Origin of the sequence: Streptomyces megasporus, assembly GCF_000718985.1 — a bacterium.
Classification (GTDB): Bacteria; Actinomycetota; Actinomycetes; order Streptomycetales; family Streptomycetaceae; genus Streptomyces; species Streptomyces megasporus.
This window is the reverse complement of sequence record NZ_JODL01000002.1, coordinates 296,056-314,340: the sequence shown is the minus strand read 5'-3', so window position 1 is coordinate 314,340 and position 18,285 is coordinate 296,056. Positions and strand designations below refer to the sequence as shown.

The 18,285-nt window shown below is 72.5% G+C and carries 16 protein-coding genes; 4 read left to right on the top strand and 12 right to left on the bottom strand.

Translation table 11 applies throughout. The features are described from left to right. Positions 1–266: 266 nt before the first annotated feature. From IF47_RS0103245 to IF47_RS0103210, 8 genes are all read right to left on the bottom strand, one after another. A complete protein-coding gene (locus tag IF47_RS0103245) occupies positions 267–1,154 on the bottom strand; it encodes a DUF5936 domain-containing protein (protein WP_031506429.1) in 888 nt (295 codons plus the stop codon). Positions 1,155–1,169: 15 nt separating this feature from the next. Beyond that, entirely contained in the window at positions 1,170–2,108 is a 939-nt protein-coding gene (locus IF47_RS0103240) for a type II secretion system F family protein (protein ID WP_031506426.1), read from the bottom strand. Positions 2,109–2,124: 16 nt separating this feature from the next. Further along, positions 2,125–3,462, bottom strand: a complete 1,338-nt coding sequence (locus IF47_RS0103235) for a TadA family conjugal transfer-associated ATPase (protein WP_031506425.1) — start codon at positions 3,460–3,462, stop codon at positions 2,125–2,127. A 97-nt stretch (positions 3,463–3,559) separates the two neighbouring features. Next, positions 3,560–3,973 carry a TadE/TadG family type IV pilus assembly protein gene (locus IF47_RS0103230; RefSeq protein ID WP_078591521.1) on the bottom strand — a complete coding sequence of 138 codons (414 nt, stop codon included), beginning with the start codon at positions 3,971–3,973 and terminating at the stop codon, positions 3,560–3,562. Next, positions 3,970–4,356, bottom strand: coding sequence for a TadE/TadG family type IV pilus assembly protein (locus IF47_RS0103225; protein ID WP_031506421.1), 387 nt, complete (start codon positions 4,354–4,356; stop codon positions 3,970–3,972). The genes IF47_RS0103230 and IF47_RS0103225 overlap by 4 nt, the downstream gene beginning before the upstream one ends. 51 nt (positions 4,357–4,407) lie before the next feature. Next, positions 4,408–5,673: a CpaE/TadZ family protein gene (locus IF47_RS0103220; RefSeq protein WP_031506419.1), complete on the bottom strand. Its 1,266-nt coding sequence runs from the start codon at positions 5,671–5,673 to the stop codon at positions 4,408–4,410. Between the two features lie 8 nt (positions 5,674–5,681). Beyond that, positions 5,682–6,380 carry a Flp pilus assembly protein CpaB gene (gene cpaB / locus IF47_RS0103215; RefSeq protein ID WP_031506417.1) on the bottom strand — a complete coding sequence of 233 codons (699 nt, stop codon included), beginning with the start codon at positions 6,378–6,380 and terminating at the stop codon, positions 5,682–5,684. A gap of 188 nt (positions 6,381–6,568) precedes the next feature. Further along, a complete protein-coding gene (locus IF47_RS0103210; RefSeq protein ID WP_031506416.1) occupies positions 6,569–7,435 on the bottom strand; it encodes a hypothetical protein in 867 nt (288 codons plus the stop codon). 285 nt (positions 7,436–7,720) lie between these two features. Here IF47_RS0103210 and IF47_RS0103205 point away from each other — a divergent pair, with 285 nt between their 5' ends. After that, positions 7,721–9,496 carry a chitinase gene (locus tag IF47_RS0103205; protein WP_078591520.1) on the top strand — a complete coding sequence of 592 codons (1,776 nt, stop codon included), beginning with the start codon at positions 7,721–7,723 and terminating at the stop codon, positions 9,494–9,496. Between the two features lie 72 nt (positions 9,497–9,568). Here the strand turns inward: IF47_RS0103205 and IF47_RS0103195 are convergent, their stop codons facing one another. Together IF47_RS0103195 and IF47_RS0103190 are read right to left on the bottom strand one after the other, a co-directional pair. Then, positions 9,569–10,912, bottom strand: a complete 1,344-nt coding sequence (locus tag IF47_RS0103195; protein WP_051716883.1) for an Nramp family divalent metal transporter — start codon at positions 10,910–10,912, stop codon at positions 9,569–9,571. A gap of 120 nt (positions 10,913–11,032) precedes the next feature. Further along, positions 11,033–11,446 carry a RidA family protein gene (locus IF47_RS0103190; protein ID WP_031506411.1) on the bottom strand — a complete coding sequence of 138 codons (414 nt, stop codon included), beginning with the start codon at positions 11,444–11,446 and terminating at the stop codon, positions 11,033–11,035. Positions 11,447–11,704: 258 nt separating this feature from the next. Between IF47_RS0103190 and IF47_RS0103185 the strand changes: the two genes are divergently transcribed. Then, complete coding sequence (locus IF47_RS0103185) at positions 11,705–13,021, top strand: amino acid deaminase (protein ID WP_031506410.1); 1,317 nt, start codon at positions 11,705–11,707, stop codon at positions 13,019–13,021. Positions 13,022–13,063: 42 nt separating this feature from the next. After that, positions 13,064–14,749, top strand: coding sequence for an N-acyl-D-amino-acid deacylase family protein (locus IF47_RS0103180; RefSeq protein WP_051716930.1), 1,686 nt, complete (start codon positions 13,064–13,066; stop codon positions 14,747–14,749). Here the strand turns inward: IF47_RS0103180 and trhA are convergent. Further along, positions 14,746–15,465, bottom strand: a complete 720-nt coding sequence (gene trhA, locus IF47_RS0103175) for a PAQR family membrane homeostasis protein TrhA (protein WP_031506408.1) — start codon at positions 15,463–15,465, stop codon at positions 14,746–14,748. The genes IF47_RS0103180 and trhA overlap by 4 nt on opposite strands. A gap of 239 nt (positions 15,466–15,704) precedes the next feature. On the opposite strand from trhA, the gene IF47_RS0103170 reads away from it, so the two are divergent. Then, entirely contained in the window at positions 15,705–17,540 is a 1,836-nt protein-coding gene (locus IF47_RS0103170; protein WP_031506407.1) for a phosphoenolpyruvate carboxykinase (GTP), read from the top strand. 131 nt (positions 17,541–17,671) lie between these two features. Here the strand turns inward: IF47_RS0103170 and IF47_RS0103165 are convergent, their stop codons facing one another. Further along, positions 17,672–18,097 carry an SCO4983 family protein gene (locus tag IF47_RS0103165; protein WP_031506406.1) on the bottom strand — a complete coding sequence of 142 codons (426 nt, stop codon included), beginning with the start codon at positions 18,095–18,097 and terminating at the stop codon, positions 17,672–17,674. Between the last annotated feature and the right edge of the window lie 188 nt (positions 18,098–18,285).

The following is an 18,285-nucleotide window of genomic DNA, read 5'->3' as shown; positions in this document are numbered from 1 at the left end:
TCCGTCACCTCCGCCTCCCCGCCGCTCAGGCCGAACCGTCCCACCCGGGAAGCCCCCGGGCCCGGTACTGACTGTGCCACATCACATTGCTGTTGCGAAGACATGAGTCAGTACTGTGGCGCATTCGAAACCTTCCGCACTCCCTGTGCTGGAGCGCCACTTGAGCGGCGATGGGAAGTTTGCTCCCGGATTTCGTGTGCGGATGCGTCCGGCACCGTGGGGCGCTTCGGTGTGGTGGTCGCCGTGCCCCGTCTCCCCCTTGCCCCCTACTCCCCCGCAAAGGAGCCGAAGTCGGTTCCGGAGCCGAGGAGGAGGCCGGCGGCCATCAGGATGATGGTCGCCGGCACCATGAAGGTGGTGACGATCATGGTGGCCTTGGGGACGGCCTTCGCCGCCCGGCGTCGGGCGTTCTGCGCGTCGGCGCGCCGCATGTCGTTCGCGATGGAGATCAGGGTGTCGACGATGGGGGCGCCCAGTTCCTCGCCCTGCTGGAGCGTGGTGACGAACATCGCGACCTGCTCGGAGTCGTTGCGCCTGCGCAGCTCGTCGAAGGCCTGACGGCGGCTGACGCCCATGTCCATCTGACGCAGGGTGATGCGCAGCTCGTCCGCCCAGGGCCCCTCGTACCGTTCCGCCACCCGCTCCAGGGCCTGGCGGAAGCCGAGTCCGGCGCTGACGACGACCGCGAGGACGTCCAGGAAGTCGGGGAGGGTGCGTTCGATGTCCTCCCGGCGCTTGCGGACGGCGACCCACAGGCCGACCTCGGCCCAGAAGAGGCCGAAGGCGACCAGCAGGACGGCCGGGATCGGCTGCCCGTCGGCCAGCATCACCAGGGCGCCGAAGAAGCCCAGGAAGCCGTAGACGGCGCGGCGGGCCGCGTAGCGGTCGATGGTCAGGCCGCCCGGGTTGCCCGCCATGCTGATCCGGCGGCGGGTGCGGTCGACGCGCTCCGGCCCCATCAGGCGCAGCACCGCCGGGGCCCAGCGCATGCCCAGCCGGTCGACGACCGAGCCGACGGCGCCGGTGCGGGAGGAGCCGACCTCCAGGGCGATCGCGAGGTCGCCGGGGAGTTTCGTCTCGCCGCGGTACATGCGGACGCCGGCGAAGATCCCGAGGACACCGAGCCCCATGAGGAGCGCGAGCAGCAGACCCATGGCTTCCCCTCCCCCTCAGACGTCGATCCGGGAGATGCGGCGGATGGCGACGAACCCCAGGACGTACAGCGCCAGGGAGACGACCACGGCGACCTGGCCGGCGAAGCTCCCGGTGACCCGGTCCAGGGCGCCGGGTTCGATGGTGTTGATCAGCAGCATGGCGCCCAGGCCGATGGCCGGCACCGTGTAGGCGGTGACGTTCACCTGGGAGAGCTGGGTGCGGACCTCGCGCCGGGTCTCCTTGCGCTCCTCCAGGGTGTGGGTGAGGTTCTGCAGGGAGCTGACGACCGCGCCCCCGGCCCGGTTGGAGAGCACCAGGGTGGTGACCAGGACGACCAGTTCGCGGGAGGGGAGCCGGTCGGCGAGTTCGTTCAGGGCGTCGTCGATGGAGTGGCCCACGGCCAGTTGGGCGGTGACCTTGGCGAGCTCGTCGCCGGCGGGGGCGTCGAGTTCCTCCGCCGCCATGTCCAGGGCGGTGCGCAGGGCGAGCCCGGCCCGGGTGGCGTTGGCCAGGACGCGGGAGAGCTCGGGGAGCTGGGCGATGAAGGCCTCGATGCGGCGGTTGCGCTGCCAGGTGAGGAAGGCGTTGGCGCTCCAGACGCCCACGAGTCCGGCGATCGGCCCGAAGAAGGGCGCCAGGACGGAGGAGGCGAGCAGCCACAGACCGGCCACCACCGCCGTCATGTAGACGAGGAACTCGCCGGGGGTCAGATCCAGGCCGGTGGCAGCGAGTCTGAGTTCGATCCTCCGGCCGAGTCCGGTCCTCCTCAGCCGCCGGTCGACGCCGGTGAACCTGCGGCGGCGTCCGTGCGTCCCCGCGCCCCCGGTCTGCGAGAGCCGCTCGATCAGTGCCCGGCGCTGCGCCCTGCCGGAGGAGTAGGCGTGGATGCCCGCGACGGCGAGCGCCCCGGCGAGCAGGGTGGCGCCGATCGTCGGCAACGCGAGATTGTCCATGTCGGGTGCCGGCTTCCTAGGTGGCTTCTCTGGTGAGCAGTTGGCTGTCGTCCCGGGCGACGCCGAAGGCCGGCGGGACGGCCTCCCCCTTCAGATGGAGGCGTTCGGCCACGCGGCGCGGCAGGGGGAGGCACCGGAAGGCGCCGCGCACCGCGCCGTCCGCGCCCATGGGCCGGGCGTCGAAGCGGCACACGGTGGCGATGCGGTACTCCTCCCGGCCGCGGGAGTCGAGGACGGCGATCTCGCTGACGCGGCGGGAGCCGTCGGGGTAGCGGCCGAGTTGGACGATGACGTCGAGGGAGCTGTTGATCTGGTCCCGCAGCGCTTCGAAGGGGATCTTCACCTCCGACATCGAGGCGAGCGTCTGCAGCCGCATCAGGGCGTCCTCGGCGCTGTTGGCGTGGACGGTGGCGAGCGACCCGTCGTGGCCGGTGGACATCGCCTGGAGCATGTCCAGGGTCTCCCCGCCGCGGACCTCGCCGACGATGATGCGGTCGGGACGCATCCGCAGGGAGTTGCGGACCAGGTCGCGGATGGTGATCCGGCCCTTGCCCTCGACGTTGGCGGGCCGGCTCTCCAGGCTGATGACGTGGCTCTGCTGGAGCCGGAGTTCGGCGGCGTCCTCGATGGTGATGATGCGTTCGCCGTCGGGGATCAGGCCGGAGAGGGCGTTGAGCAGGGTGGTCTTGCCGGAGCCGGTGGCGCCGGAGACGACGATGTTGAACCGGGCGCGGACCAGCCCGGACAGCAGCAGGAGCATCCGCTCGTCCAGGGAGCCCAGGCCGATCATCTCGTGGAGGGTGTAGGCGCGCGGGAAGCGGCGGATGGTGAGGGTGGGTCCGGACAGGGAGAGCGGCGGGATGACGACGTTGACGCGCTCGCCGGAGGGGAGCCGGGCGTCGACCATGGGGTTGGACTCGTCGACCCGGCGGTTGACGGTGGAGACGATGCGTTCGATGGTCTGCATCAACTGCTCGGTGGAGGCGAAGCGGATGGGGAGGCGCTCGACCCGGCCGGCCCGTTCCACGAACACCTGATCGGGTCCGTTGACCATGATCTCGGTGATGGAGGCGTCCTCCAGCAGCGGTTCCAGGATGCCCAGGCCCAGGGCCTCGTCCACGACGCGGCGGATGAGGAGCGCGCGTTCGTGTGTGGACAGCACGGGGCCTTCCCGGCTGATGATGTGCCCCAGGACCCTCTCCAGCCGGACCCGGCGCTCGGCCGCGGCGAGGGACGACATCTCCGCGAGGTCGATCTCCTCCAGCAGCTTGGCGCGGTAGACCGCGACGAGGTGGCTCTCCTCCTGCCGGCCGCCGGCCGTCTCGGGAGCGTTGACGCGCGCCCTCAGGCTCATCGGTGACTCCTTCTGGTGGTACGGGGGTGCGGTCGTGCGCGGGCACGGGCGGGGTGTGCCGGCCGGGCGTCGCTCGCGGGCCTCGGCTCACGGGGCCTCACTCGCGGGGCATGGTGGACCGTCTGCTCACCTCCCCGAAGTCGTCGATGCCGGGGATGACCGACGGGATGGTGACCGAGGCGGTGACGGTCACCTCGTCCTCCGAGACGCCCATGCCGAAGTCGACCGAGAGCCAGTCGCTGACGGCGGCGCGACCGGCCCGCTCGCCGCCGATCCTCCCGTCCTCGACGGACTCGGCGCGGGCGGCGGCGCGGGCCGCCGTGCCGGCCTGCTGGGCGGCGTAGGCCACGAGGCCGAGTTGGATTCCGGCGAGTCCGAGCAGCAGCAACAGCGGCAGGAAGCCCACGAACTCCAGCGAGGCCTGGCCCGCGTCCGCGCGGCGCCGCCGGTGGAACCGTCGGAGGCGGTGGGGTCGACGGGAGTGGTGCCGGTGTGAGTGGTGGACGTTCATCGCGGTTCCTCCTCCACCGCTCCCGCCTTCCCGGTGATCGTCAGCGGAAGGTTCGCGACGCCCGGGAAGAGCACCGGGACCTTCAGCCGCACCGTCGCCGTGACCATGCCGGGCGCTCCGGGGCCGCAGGCGATCTCCCCCTGCCACGCGCTCGGCAGGTCCTCCCGCGCCGCCGCCTGGCAGTCGCCGTCCACCGCCGCCGCGCGGGCGCCCTCGTCGGCCGCGTTCCCCGCGAGGGTGAAGGTGTAGCCGATCAGGACGAACTGCCACATCATCGCCAGCGCGGCCAGGATGATGGGCAGCATGCCCACGAACTCGACGATCGTCTGACCCCGGTCCCGGCCGTCCCCCGCCTCGCCGGTCGGTGTCCGTCCGACACGCATCGTCACCCCTCCCCTGCTCGCCCGTACGGTCCGGCTGTCGCTGTGGTGCCCCTACGGCCGTCGGTCGACGCCTCCCCGGCGGCGGCGGAAGCCGATCGAGCCGCGGTCGGCGTGGGCGCCGCCCCTGCTCGCGGTGTCCGCGGCGGCCCCCTTGACCAGACCCAGTTCCCCGGCCAGGGCCCACATCGCCTGTTTCACGGTGCTGCGGCTGTCGAGGTCCTGCATCCGGCCGGAGTCCACGGCTCCCTGCAGTTCCTTGAAGTTGGCCGGAATCACCCCGCGCGCGACCCGGGTCCGGACGATCTGCGCGATGAGTTGTGGCTGGATCTCGGCGCCGCGGGTGTGGCGGTTGACGACCGTCACCGTCTCCTCGGCCTTGCGGATCTGGAGCCGGTCCCAGAGCCGGATCACGCGCTTGGCCGCGCGGACGGCGACCACGTCCGGGGTGGTGACCAGGACGGCCGTGTCCGCCGTCTCCACGGCGGCGGCGTTCGCGCCGTTCATCTGGGTGCCGCAGTCGACGACCACGATCTCGTGGCGGGAGCGCAGCGCGCCGACGATCTGCCGGGCCGCGCGGTCGTCGACCTCCTCGCCGCGTTCGCCCTCGGCCGGGGCGAGGAGCAGTGCCAGCCCGGTGGAGTGGGCGAAGAGGGCGTCCTGCAGCACGCGCGGGGAGAGGTCGGTGATGCCCGCGAGGTCGACGATCGAGCGGCGGAACTGGACGTCGAGGTAGGAGGCCACGTCGCCCGCCTGGAGGTCCATGTCCACCAGGGCGACGCTGTGGCCCGAGGCGCGGGCGGCGAGGGCCAGTTGGACGGCCAGCAGCGTGGTGCCCACCCCGCCCTTGGCGCCGCTGACCGTGACCACGGTGCCGCCGGGGCCGGTGAAGGCGTCGCCGCCGGGGCCCAGGTGGCGCCGTACGCCGGCCGCCCACTGGGCGGCGGCGCCCACCCGTGCCGCCAGTTCGTCGTAGGACAGGGGCAGACCGACCACGCCCCGCGCCCCGGCGTCCATGGCCGCGGAGTACAGGCCGGGGGTGGTGTCCGCGGTGACCAGGACGATCCCGACCGTCGGGAAGCGCAGGGCGACCTCCCGGATGAGTTCCAGCGCGGGCAGGGGACCGATGCGCTCGTGGACGAGGACGACCTCCGGCAGGTCGCCCACCGACTCGGCGGCCAGGGCCGCGAGGGTGTCCAGCAGCGAGGTGGAGTCGCCGGCCGGCCGCGCGGGCTCGCCGTCGGGGAGCCGGCTCAGCAGCGCCGTGACGGATCGGGCGGCGTCGGCGTCGCCGACGGCGGGGAGGATGCGGGTGACCATCCGTTGCCTCACTTGTCCCGGGTGAGGGTGTAGGTGCGTTCGTCCTCGGGCACGGTCGCCTCGCTGCCGGGGGCGACGAGGGCCAGTCGGACGTTCACGGCGAAGGACTCGGCGAAGGCCACGCGCTGGGCGTCGAGGGTGTCCAGCGCGAAGGTGATGGGTACCGCCTCGGAGTCGCGGTCGACGTCGTCGTTCTCCCGTGTGATGGGGGTGAGTTCACCGACGTCGATGACGCGCGCGTTGTCGACGATCAGTCGGGAGACCTCGTTCTCGTCCTTGTCGCGGAAGGTCGCGTAGATGTTGACGCGGGAGCCGGAGTCGATCTTGCCCGCGACGCCGGTGGCCGCGTCGATCATGATGGCGATCTCCTGTTCTCCCTTCCTCAGTTCGGGCCGGTCGGCCACCATGTCGGACTGGAGCAGCGACCCCTTCTTCAACGGGTTGGTGGCGATTTTCCCGTCGAGGTCGTCGAGGTCGGTGATCGCGGTCTTCGACAGCCAGCGCTCGGGTATCGCGATCTCCTCCACCATTCCCTCGTCCAGGGCCTGGTAGGCCGGTACGTCTCTCGCCAGGCGGTACGCCGTGACCTCCGGCCCGACCTTCGACTCCACGTCGTCGATCACCGACAGCACTCCCACGAAGGCGCCCAGGGCGCACAGGACGGACAGGAGCAGCAGGATGACGCCACGGCGCTGGCGTGAGTTCATGGTTGCGGCTACCTCGTTCGGCGGGTGTCGGCGGTGGACTGACGGTGGACTGACGGTGGACTGACGGCAGGCAGGCGGTGGGCCGGGCGGGCGGAGCGGGCAGACGGGGCGGGCAGGCGGGGCGGAGGGGACGCGCGGTCGCGCGGGGCCGGTTCTCTTGCTCCGCGGCGGGGGTCGGGCGGGGCACCTCAGCGCGCCCGGCCGAGAGCGGCGACGGGCGGGCTGCCGGCGTCGTCGGGTGGCGCCACGGGCGCGGAGCAGAACGCGCACCGGTCGCCGATGAGTTCCAACCCGCACCAGTGGCACTCCTCCCTCCGCACCGAGCCGACGAGCTGGTAGAGGACGGAGACGTCCCGGATGGCCGCGGCGAACTCGATCAGTCGGCCGGTGGCCCACCAGCGCGGGGAGTCGGCGGGCAGCCGCGTCTCCTCCGTCCCCCGCACCCGCCACCGCGGGGCGAGCGTGCCGGTGACCCAGTCGGAGGCGAGCCGGCCGGGGGCGACGGTGAGGTGGGTGGCGAACTCCGGTCCGGCGAGGAAGTCGTCGCCGCCGACCCTGACCAGTTGGGGCGCGGGGCAGGCCAGTACCGCGAACTGTGTGCCGGGCATCCAGGACTTGGCGTGCTCGGTGAGGCTGACGGGCACCTGGTCGAGGCGGGCGACGGAGTTCAGCAGGGCCCCGCCGTAGATGTAGTGGGCCAGCAGGCGGGCGGAGGCGCCGAGGACGCCGGGACTGAAGTCGCAGAGGGAGAGTTGGCTCAGTTGACGTGCCAGGACGGCGGTGGCCAGCGGCGGGAGGTCGACGCCCAGCAGGGCGATGCGGTCGCTCTCCAGGACGGAGCGGACGGTGTGCAGACGCCGGACGAAGGCGGCGGGGACGGACGAGGGGTACAGCACCACGAGGTAGCCGTGCTGTTCGAGCAGGCGGTGCGTCTCGGCGAGCGCGGCGTCCAGCGGCTGCCGGTCGGGCGGTGTCAGCACGTGCGCCGGCGGCGTGTGCGCGTCGGCCGGAGGGAGCACCAGATCGGCACTGGTGACAGCTATCGCGGTGGGCACGTGGGGGTTCCCCTGTCCAAGAACTGTTCTGCGGTACTGCTCTGCCCTGTCGAGTCCTTTTGGTCCTGCCGACTCAGCAGCTTATCGGCGCTTTGGGCGGTGGAGAACAGTTATCGGACGTCGAGAGCTCGGGACCGTGGCCGACAGCCCGTCACGCGGTGAGAGGGCGCGGCGCGAAAAGGGGCGGGCCCCTTGACATCCCCATTGGTCTGAACCATTCTTCCGGCGCATACGGTGGCCACCGTCTCCCCACGCGCGCTCACCCCCCAACGCACGGAGGCAGTAGTGGAAGGCACGACGCGAACAGTCCGCAGGGACGGGAGAGGCCGGGCGGCCGGAGGAAGACGGAGGATCGGCACCCGTACACGGATCGGCGCGGCGCTCGGCGCGGCGGCGATCGCGGCCGGCACGCTGACGTTCGGCGGCCTGACCGGCAGCGCGGGCGCCGCCGAGCCCAACCTGGTGAAGAACCCCGGCTTCGAATCCGGGCAGGCCGACTGGACCTGCTCCGCGGGCGGCGGCGCGATCGTCGGCTCCCCGGTCCACGGCGGTTCGTCCGCCCTGAGGGCGACGCCCACGGACAGCGACAACGCCCGCTGTTCCCAGGCCGTGACCGTCCGGCCGAACTCCGAGTACCGGCTGAGCGCCTGGGTGCAGGGCTCCTACGTCTACCTGGGCGCCTCCGGCACCGGCACCACCGACGTCTCCACCTGGACCCCGGGCGGCTCCGGCTGGCAGCACCTGACGACGTCCTTCACCACCGGGCCGAACACCACCTCGGTCACCGTCCACACCCATGGCTGGTACGGCCAGGGCGCGTACGTCGTCGACGACGTCTCCCTCACCGGCCCCGGCGGCGACCCCGGGGACCCGGGCGACCCCGACCCCGAACCCGAGCCCCCGGCCGCGCCGGGCGGGCTCGCGGTCGGCGCGGCCACGTCCTCCTCGATCGACCTCAACTGGGGCGCCGTCCAGGGCGCCACCGGCTACCACGTCTACCAGGACGGCCGTAAGGTCCAGTCGGTCCAGGGCACCTCGGCGACCGTGACCGGACTGCGGCCCGCCACCTCCTACGAGTTCCGGGTCAGCGCGGTCAACGGCGCCGGCGAGTCGGCGAAGTCCGCCCCCGTGACCGGCACGACCCGGAGCGAGAACGGCGGCGGCACCCCCGGCGCGGGCGTGCCGAAGCACGCCGTGACGGGCTACTGGCAGAACTTCGACAACGGCGCGCGGGTGCAGAAGCTCCGCGACGTCCAGGACCAGTACGACATCATCGCCGTCTCCTTCGCCGACTCCACGGCCAGTCACGGCGAGATCACCTTCAACCTCGACCCGGCCCTCGGCTACGGCTCGGTCCAGGAGTTCAAGAACGACATCGCCGCCAAGCAGGCCGCCGGCAAGAAGGTGATCATCTCGGTCGGCGGCGAGAAGGGCAACGTCATCGTCAACGACTCCGCCTCCGCCGCGCGCTTCGCCGACAGCGCCCACCGGCTGATGGAGGAGTACGGCTTCGACGGCGTGGACATCGACCTCGAACACGGCATCAACTCCACGTGGCTCACCCAGGCGATCCGCTCGCTGTCGGCGAAGGCCGGGCCCGACATGGTGCTCACGATGGCGCCGCAGACGATCGACATGCAGTCCACGTCGACGGAGTACTTCAAGCTGGCGCTGAACCTGAAGGACATCCTCACGGTCGTCAACATGCAGTACTACAACAGCGGTTCGATGCTGGGCTGCGACGGCAGGGTGTACTCGCAGGGCTCGGTCGACTTCCTCACCGCGCTCGCCTGCATCCAGCTCGAAGGCGGCCTCGACCCGTCCCAGGTGGGGCTCGGCACCCCCGCCTCCACCCGTGGCGCGGGCTCCGGCTACGTGGACCCGTCCGTGGTGAACGCCGCCCTGGACTGCCTGGCCAAGGGCACGAACTGCGGGTCGTTCAAGCCCGCGAAGACCTACCCGGGCATCCGCGGCGCCATGACCTGGTCCACCAACTGGGACGCGGCGAACGGCGACAAGTGGTCCGACACGGTCGGGCCGCACGTCCACTCGCTGCCGTGACCTCCCCGGTCTGACCTCCCGCACGGGTGGGGGCCCGGTCCGCGTCGGCGCGGACCGGGCCCCCACCCGTCCTCACCAGGGCAGCTCGCGCACCTGCTGGACGCACAGCACCACGAAGAGCAACCCCGCCGCCCCCAGCATCACGTTGCTCAACGGACCGTTGCGCCACTCGCGCGGGGTGCGGGAGGAGTTGAGCAGCCACAGCAGCGTCGCGGCGAGGAAGGGCATGAAGAAGGCGCCCAGCACGCCGTAGGCGACGACCAGCCCGAACGGCTTGTCCAGCCACAGCAGCCCCATCGGGGGGAACGTCAGCCACAGCAGGTAGCCGCGGAAGGGCCGGGACCGCTCGCGCTGCCCGCGGGCCACCTCCAGGACGGGCGGCTCGCCGCCGGTGCCCTGCGCCCGGGCGGCGCGCGTGCGCTCCACGAAGTCGGCGAAGAGCAGGCTGACGCCGTGCCAGACGCCCACCACCGAGGAGAAGGCCGCGGCGAAGAAGCCGACCAGGAAGAGGTCGGCCGTCACGGCGCCGAAGCGGGCCTCCAGCACGTCGCTCAGGTCGAGCAGCCCCTCGTTCCCGGAGCCGAGGGCGATGTTCGTGGCGTGCAGCAGTTCGGCGCCGACGATCAGCATCGCCACCACGAAGACGCCGGTGGTGGCGTACGCGACCCGGTTGTCCAGCCGCATCATCGGGATCCAGCCGCTGTCGGTCCAGCCCTTGGCGTTCACCCAGTAGCCGTACGCGGCCATGGTGATCGTGCCGCCGACGCCGCCGATCAGCCCGAGGGTGTAGAGCAGCGAGCCGTCGGGCAGGACGGGCAGCAGCCCGGCGAAGGTGTCGCCGAGGTGGGGCGTGACGCGGATCGCGACGTAGACGACGACCACGAACATCACGCCGACGAAGACCATCATGATCTTCTCGACGACCGCGTACCGGTTGAACCAGACGAACGCCAGACCCGCCAGTCCGCACAGGATCGCCCAGGTCCGCAGGGACAGGACGTCGGGGAAGAGCGCCGCGAGCGGCAGCGCGCTGGAGGACATGGCGGTCGCGCCGTAGACGAAGCCCCAGACGACGACGTAGACCGCGAAGTAGACCGTGGTCCACGCCCCCAGGCCGCGCCAGCCGTCCAGGAGCGTCCGGCCCGTGGCCAGGTGCCAGCGCCCGGTCGCCTCGGCGAGCGAGATCTTCACCAGGCAGCCGATGACGGCCGCCCACAGCAGCGTGTGGCCGAACCTGCTCCCGGCCAGCAGGGTCGCCACCAGGTCCCCGGCCCCGACGCCCGTGGCCGCCACCACGATGCCGGGGCCGATGAGCTTCCAACTCGCCTTCCGGGCGGGCGCCGGCGCGGCGTCGACGTCCGCCGCCTCCACCCGTTCCGACCTGCCCGTTCCGTCCGTCTCGCCCGTACCGGTCATGTGCGACCTCCGTCTCGTCCCGTGAACGGCGTGGCGCATCAAACAGCGCGCCGACGGTCGGCACAAGGGGGCGTGGCGGGCGGTCGGAGCGGCGGGCCGCACCGGGGAAGCGGGGTGGAGTCAGTCCAGGACGGCCAGGGCGTCGATCTCGACCAGCAGGCCGGCGGGCAGGCCGACGTAGACGGTCGTACGGGCCGGCGGCGGCCCGACCAGGTCGGCGAAGTGGGCGTCGTAGAGCTCGTTGAACTCGGCGAAGTGGTCGGTGTCGGTGAGGTACACGCGGACCATCACCACGTCCTCCCAGCTCGCGCCGCCCTCCTTCAGGACCGCCTCGACGTTGGCGAGGGTTTGGAGCGTCTGCTCGCGCAGGGTCGGCCCGGCCGGGGTGGGCGGCTGCCCGGGGACGGCGGGCAGGAAGCCGACCTGTCCGGCCACCTGGAGGATGTTCCCCTTGCGCACGCCGTGCGAGAACCGCGCGGGCGGGGCGGTGTGGGTCGGCGGGGTCAGGGCGGTCTTGCCGGTCGTGGCGTTCACGTGCGGCTCTCCTCGTGGGACGGGGGCGAGTGGGACGGAAGCGAGCGGGACGGAAGCGGGCGAGGCGGGAGCGAGCGGGACGGAAGCGAGCGGGACGGAGACGCCGCCGCGGCTCCGCTCCTCGGTGCCTCGCCGCCGCTCGGGGGCCGTTGACCGGCTGTCGGCCGGGATGCTAGACAGCACCGAGCACCGCACGCAACGCGTGTCGTACACGGCGCGGCGTCAGGTCGCCGTGCTCCCACGGAGTTCGGAGTTCCCATGGCCGCCGAGCACGCCCCCGAGCCCGTCGCCCGTCTCGCCGAGGAGGTCGTCGACCACCGCTTCAAGGGCCTTCCCCCGGACGCGGTCGGAACGACCGTCGGCGCGCTCGCCGCCCAGCGGCGCTCGGTGTTCACCGGCGGCTTCACCACCCCGGTGCTGACGCTGTCGGCCGAGGCGCTGGAGCACAACCTCCGGCAGTTGGGCGACTTCTGCGCCCGCCACGGGTTGGCCTTCGCCCCGCACGGCAAGACCTCGATGGCCCCGGGTCTCTTCGCCCGGCAGCTCGACCTGGGCGCGTGGGGCATCACGGCGGCGGTGCCCTGGCACGCGCGCGTCTACCGGGCCTTCGGCGTCGAGCGGATCTTCCTGGCCAACGAGGTGGTGGACGTCGCCGCGCTGCGCTGGATGGCCGCCGAGCAGGCGGCGGACCCGGCGGTGAGGTTCGTCTGCTACGTGGACTCGGTGCGCGGCGTGGAGCTGATGGACACCGCCCTGAGCACCGCGCCGGCCGCCGCGCCGGCCGCCGGTGGGCCCGTCCGCCCGTTGGACGTCGTCGTCGAGCTGGGCGTGCCCGGTGGCCGCACCGGCGTCCGCACCGCCGAGGAGGCGGCGCGGGTGGCGGACGCGGTGGCGGCCTCGCCGGCGCTGCGGCTGGTCGGGGTCGCCGGGTACGAGGGCGAGGTGCCGGACGCCGACGCCGACCGCGTCCGCGCGTGGCTGCGCTCCCTGACCTCGCTGGCCGCCGGACTGGATACGGCGGGCCGTTTCGCCGGGCTCGGGGCGGACGAGGAGATCGTGGTGAGCGCGGGCGGCAGCGCGTGGTTCGACGTGGTGGCCGAGGAGTTCGCGGCCCTGCCCGACCTCTCCCGGCCGGTGCTGAGGCTGCTGCGCTCGGGCGCGTACGTCTCGCACGACGACGACCACTACCGCCGTCTGACGCCGTTCAACCGGATTCCCGAGGAGGGGTCGCTGCTGCCGGCGTTCCGGCTGTGGGCCCAGGTGGTCTCCCGGCCCGAGCCGCACCTGGCGTTCCTCAACGCGGGCAAGCGGGACGCCTCCTACGACCTGGGCCTGCCCCGGCCCGTGGCCGTCCGCACCCCGGAGGGGGTCGAGCGCGACGCGGAAGGGCTGGAGGTGGTGAGGCTGGCCGACCAGCACGCGTTCGTCACCGTCGCGCCGGGCGTGACGCTGGAGGTGGGCGACTGGGTGGCCCTGGGTCTGTCGCACCCGTGCACGGTCTTCGACCGCTGGCAGCTCGTCCCGGTCGTCGAGCCGGACGGCACCGTGACGGACTTCCTCCGCACGTTCTTCTGAACGCCCGCCCCCCGAGAAGCCCCCGAGCCCTGTGGAGTGGACGTGGACCTCGTCCTGCGCGGCGCGCGCGTCGTCGACGGCACCGGCGGCCCCTCGTACCGGGCCGACGTGGGGATCGACCGCGGCGTCGGCAGCGGCACCGGCGACGGGATCGGCGGCGGGCGGATCGCGGTGATCCACCGGGAGGGGGACGCCGGGCCGCGGCCCGGCGGACGGCGCGTGGTGGAGGCGGACGGGCTGGTCCTCGCGCCGGGCTTCATCGACATGCACGCCCACAGCGACCTGGCGCTGCTGCGCGATCCCGACCATCGGGCGAAGGTCGCGCAGGGCGTGACGCTGGAGGTGATCGGGCAGGACGGGCTCTCGTACGCGCCCGTGGACGACCGCACGCTGGAGGAGGTGCGGCAGGCGATCACCGGCTGGCACGGGGACGGCGGGGACGTCGACCTCGACTGGCGGACCGTCGGCGAGTACCTGGACCGCCTCGACCGCGGCATCGCCGTCAACGCCGCCTACCTCGTCCCCCACGGCACGGTGCGGGCGCTCGTCGTCGGCTGGGAGGACCGGCCCGCCACGGACGACGAGCTGCGGCGCATGCGGGGCCTGGTCGCCGAGGGCCTGGCGCAGGGCGCGGTGGGGATGTCGTCCGGGCTGACGTACGCGCCGGGGATGTACGCCTCCGACGCCGAACTGGTGGAGCTGTGCCGGGTGGTGGCCGCTCACGGCGGGTACCACTGCCCGCACCACCGCTCCTACGGCGCGGGCGCCCTGGAGGCGTATGCGCGGATGGTCGAGGTGGCGCGGGAGGCGGGTTGCGCGCTGCACCTGGCGCACGCCACCCTCAACTTCCCCGTCAACGCCGGTCGCGCGCCCGAGTTGTTGGCGCTGCTGGACGAGGCGGCGGCGGACGGCGTGGACCTGTCGCTGGACAGCTATCCGTACCTGCCCGGCTGCACCACCCTGGCGGCGCTGCTGCCGGGCTGGGCCTTTGCCGGCGGTCCGGAGGCCGGCCTCGCCCGGCTGCGGGACCCGAGGGCATGCGAACGCCTCCGGCGCGCGCTGGAGGTGGAGGGTTCGGACGGCTGCCACGGGGTGCCCGTCGACTGGGACACCGTGGAGGTCTCCGGCACCGCCGACCCGGCCCTGGCCGGGTACGTCGGCCGGACGGTCGCGCGGTCGGCGGCCGAGCGCGGCGAGGAGCCTTTCGAGGTGGCGCGGCGGCTGCTGTTGGCGGACCGGCTGGGCACCACCGTCCTCCAGCACGTCGGACACGAGGAGAACGTCCGGGCGATCATGCGGCACCGGGCCCACACCGGCGGCAGCGACGGCATCCTCGTCGGGGACCGGCCCCACCCGCGGGCGTACGGCACCTTCCCGCACTACCTCGGTCACTATGTGCGCGAGGCGGGTGTGCTGTCGCTGGAGGAGTGCGTGGCGCACCTGACCGGGCGGCCGGCCGCCCGGCTGCGGCTGCCGGACCGGGGGCTGGTGCGCGAGGGGTACCGCGCCGACCTGGTGCTCTTCGACCCCGAGACGGTGGCGGCGGGCGCGACGTTCGCCGAACCGCGCACCGCGCCGACGGGCATCCCGCACGTGCTGATCGACGGCCTGTTCGCGGTCGAGGACGGACGCCGCACGGACGTGACGGCGGGCCGCTCGGTGCGGTGCGTCGGGACCCGCGCGGCCTCCCCCGGCGCCGGAGGCCGGGCGCCGGGAGCCAGGGGCTAGGAGGCCTCGTAGGCCACCAGCGAGACCCCCACGTAGTGGACCGCGAACGCGGCCAGTGTGAGGGAGTGGAAGACCTCGTGGAAGCCGAACCAGCGCGGTGAGGGGTTCGGTCGCTTGATGCCGTAGACGACGCCGCCCACGCTGTAGAGCACGCCGCCGACGATCACGCACACCAGCACGGCGACGCCGCCCGCGCGCAGGAAGTCGGGGAGGAAGAAGACCGCGGCCCACCCCATGGCGATGTAGCAGGGGGTGTAGAGCCAGCGCGGCGCGCCGACCCAGAAGACGCGGAAGGCGATCCCGGCGACGGCCGCGGCCCAGATGCCCCACAGCAGCACCTGGCCCCGTCCGCCGGGGACGAGGAGGAGCGCGAACGGCGTGTAGGTGCCCGCGATGATCAGGAAGATGTTCGCGTGGTCCAGACGGCGGAGCACCGCGGTGGCGCGCGGGCCCCAGTCGCCGCGGTGGTACAGGGCGCTGACGCCGAACAGCAGACAGGCCGTCAGGGTGTAGACGGCGCAGGCGATCCGTCCGCGCGGGGTCTGCGCGAACGCGGTCAGGAAGAGGCCCGAGACGAGTACCGCCGGGAACATCCCGGCGTGCAGCCAGCCCCTGAGCCGGGGCTTGATCGGATGAACGGACGCATCGGCGCCACGATCCGCTTCGCGGTGGGTGTCGGAGTCGTCACGTTGCGCTTCGGGTACTGCGGCGGTCATGCGCCTCATCGTACCTACGACTCCGTAGGTTGCGGCTCGTGCGTGGCGTTGGTCACCCCGGGCCGTCTGGACAGAAACACCACGGAGGGGCGAGTATCAAATGAGCGTGGTCGGCACCGGATGAGCAACGCCGCAGCATCCGGGCCGCAGCCCCCAAGGGGCCGACGTCCGAGATACGGAAACAAGAACCGGATACACGTGCGGTATCCGGCACAAAACCCTCAACCTCTGGAGCGATTGTGGCGCGCACTACTGCGGCTCCCAGTGACACGACCCCGACCCGGCACCAGGAACTGATCGCCTGGGTCGACGAGATCGCAGCCCTCACCCAGCCCGACCGCGTGGTCTGGTGTGACGGCTCCGAGGCGGAGTACGAGCGCCTGTGTCAGGAGCTGGTCGAGAAGGGCACCTTCCGGAAACTCGATCCGATCAAGCGCCCCAACTCGTACTACGCGGCCTCCGACCCCACGGACGTGGCCCGCGTGGAGGACCGGACCTTCATCTGCTCCGAGAAGGAGGAGGACGCCGGTCCGACCAACAACTGGATGGCCCCCGCCGAGATGCGGGAGATCTTCACGGGCTCCGGCGGCGAGGGCGGCGTCTTCCGCGGTTCGATGCGCGGCCGGACGATGTACGTCGTCCCCTTCTGCATGGGCCCGCTCGGGTCCCCCCTCTCGGCGCTCGGCGTGGAGATCACCGACTCCGCGTACGTGGCCGTCTCCATGCGGACGATGACCCGCATGGGCAGCGCCGTGCTGGAGGAGCTGGGCGAGGACGGGACGTTCGTCAAGGCGGTGCACAGCGTCGGCGCCCCGCTGGAGCCGGGCCGGGAGGACGTCCCGTGGCCGTGCAACTCCACCAAGTACATCTCCCACTTCCCCGAGACACGTGAGATCTGGTCCTACGGCTCGGGTTACGGCGGCAACGCGCTGCTGGGCAAGAAGTGCTACGCGCTGCGCATCGCCTCGGTGATGGCCCGTGACGAGGGCTGGCTCGCCGAGCACATGCTGATCCTGAAGCTGACGCCGCCCCGCGGCGAGTCGAAGTACGTGGCGGCGGCCTTCCCCAGCGCGTGCGGCAAGACCAACCTGGCGATGCTGGAGCCGACGATCCCGGGGTGGACGGTCGAGACGATCGGCGACGACATCGCCTGGATGCGCTTCGGCGAGGACGGCCGCCTCTACGCCATCAACCCCGAAGCCGGCTTCTTCGGGGTGGCGCCGGGCACCGGCGAGCACACCAACGCCAACGCGATGAAGACCCTCTGGGGCAACGCCATCTTCACCAACGTCGGCCTCACCGACGACGGCGACGTGTGGTGGGAGGGCATGACCGAGGAGCCCCCGGCCCACCTGACCGACTGGCGCGGCAACGACTGGACGCCCGACTCCGGCACCCCGGCCGCCCACCCCAACGCCCGCTTCACCGTCCCGGCGGCGCAGTGCCCGATCATCGCGCCGGAGTGGGAGGACCCCAAGGGCGTGCCGATCTCGGCGATCCTCTTCGGCGGCCGGCGCGCCAGCGCCGTACCGCTGGTGACGGAGTCCTTCGACTGGCAGCACGGCGTCTTCCTGGGCGCCAACGTGGCCTCCGAGAAGACCGCCGCCGCCGAGGGCAAGGTCGGCGAGCTGCGCCGCGACCCGTTCGCCATGCTGCCGTTCTGCGGCTACAACATGGGCGACTACATGGGCCACTGGCTGGAGGTCGGCAGGAAGACGGACCCGGAGAAGCTGCCGAGGATCTACTACGTCAACTGGTTCCGCAAGAACGACAAGGGCGAGTTCGTCTGGCCGGGCTTCGGCGAGAACAGCCGCGTGCTGAAGTGGATCGTCGACCGCCTCAACGGCGAGGCGGAGGGCGTCGAGACGCCCATCGGCGTCCTGCCGACGAAGGAGGCGCTGGACACCGACGGCCTGGAGCTGCCCGAGGAGGACCTGGAGTACCTGCTCACGGTGGACGCCGAGGCCTGGCGTGAGGAGGCCGCGCTCATCCCCGAGCACCTGAACACCTTCGGCGACCACACGCCGAAGGAGCTGTGGGACGAGTACCGCGCCCTGGTCGAGCGGCTGGGCTGAGTCCGGCCCGCGGGTCGGCCCGTCGGCCCCCGCCCCGACGCCTCACGTCGGAGCGGGGGCCGACGGCTCTCGGTCGGCGGCCCGCTCGGCGGGCCCGGGCTCGACGGACGGCCCGGTCGGCTGATCTCGGCTCAGCGGATCTCGGTCAGGCCGAGTTCCCGGGCGTGGGCCTCCATCCGCTCGGCGGCCAGCGCCGCCGCCTCGTCGTTCGCGCGGGAGGTGGCCACGACCAGGGCCTGCCCGGCGAGGGTGTGCGCCCGCTGGTGGAGGGCGGCCACCCGGGCGGGGGCGCCCGCCCCGGCCGAGGGGGTCGCCCGCAGCGGGGCGCGTCCCCGACGCAACCTGGTGACCTCGGCCTCCAGCCGCTGCGCGGCGGTGTCCAGCTCCTCGTGCGGGGTGTACGCGCGCAGCTCGTCGGTCACGGTCAGCAGGGCGGTCAGGTGACCGGCGAGCCGGTTGTCCAGTTCCTCCTCGCGGGAGCGACGCGGAAGACTCTCCTCGGTCCTGGCCGGATCGGCCATGGCGTGGACCGACGGGGTGCGAATCGGTTCGTACATGGATGGCCTCCTGGCAACTACAGAAGTACATCCTAACTTGGACAGAGTCTAAAGTTGCCACCGGTACAGAAAGCGCCCCGATCGCCCGGAACCGTACCGGGAAACCTCCCCGGGCACACGGCGCGACAGCGCGACGGCCCCGCGACCCCACCGTGGTGGGCTCGCGGGGCCGTGCCCGCGCTCGGTGC

Bases quoted from the DNA above. Each gene is read 5' to 3' on its own strand.
- cpaB (WP_031506417.1), bottom strand. From the start codon at position 6,380: ATGAACTCACGCCAGCGCCGTGGCGTCATCCTGCTGCTCCTGTCCGTC.
- IF47_RS0103165 (WP_031506406.1), bottom strand. From the start codon at position 18,097: ATGTACGAACCGATTCGCACCCCGTCGGTCCACGCCATGGCCGATCCG.
- IF47_RS0103185 (WP_031506410.1), top strand. From the start codon at position 11,705: ATGGCCGCCGAGCACGCCCCCGAGCCCGTCGCCCGTCTCGCCGAGGAG.
- IF47_RS0103195 (WP_051716883.1), bottom strand. From the start codon at position 10,912: ATGACCGGTACGGGCGAGACGGACGGAACGGGCAGGTCGGAACGGGTG.
- IF47_RS0103225 (WP_031506421.1), bottom strand. From the start codon at position 4,356: ATGCGTGTCGGACGGACACCGACCGGCGAGGCGGGGGACGGCCGGGAC.
- IF47_RS0103245 (WP_031506429.1), bottom strand. From the start codon at position 1,154: ATGGGTCTGCTGCTCGCGCTCCTCATGGGGCTCGGTGTCCTCGGGATC.
- trhA (WP_031506408.1), bottom strand. From the start codon at position 15,465: ATGACCGCCGCAGTACCCGAAGCGCAACGTGACGACTCCGACACCCAC.
- IF47_RS0103220 (WP_031506419.1), bottom strand. From the start codon at position 5,673: ATGGTCACCCGCATCCTCCCCGCCGTCGGCGACGCCGACGCCGCCCGA.
- IF47_RS0103235 (WP_031506425.1), bottom strand. From the start codon at position 3,462: ATGAGCCTGAGGGCGCGCGTCAACGCTCCCGAGACGGCCGGCGGCCGG.
- IF47_RS0103230 (WP_078591521.1), bottom strand. From the start codon at position 3,973: ATGAACGTCCACCACTCACACCGGCACCACTCCCGTCGACCCCACCGC.
- IF47_RS0103240 (WP_031506426.1), bottom strand. From the start codon at position 2,108: ATGGACAATCTCGCGTTGCCGACGATCGGCGCCACCCTGCTCGCCGGG.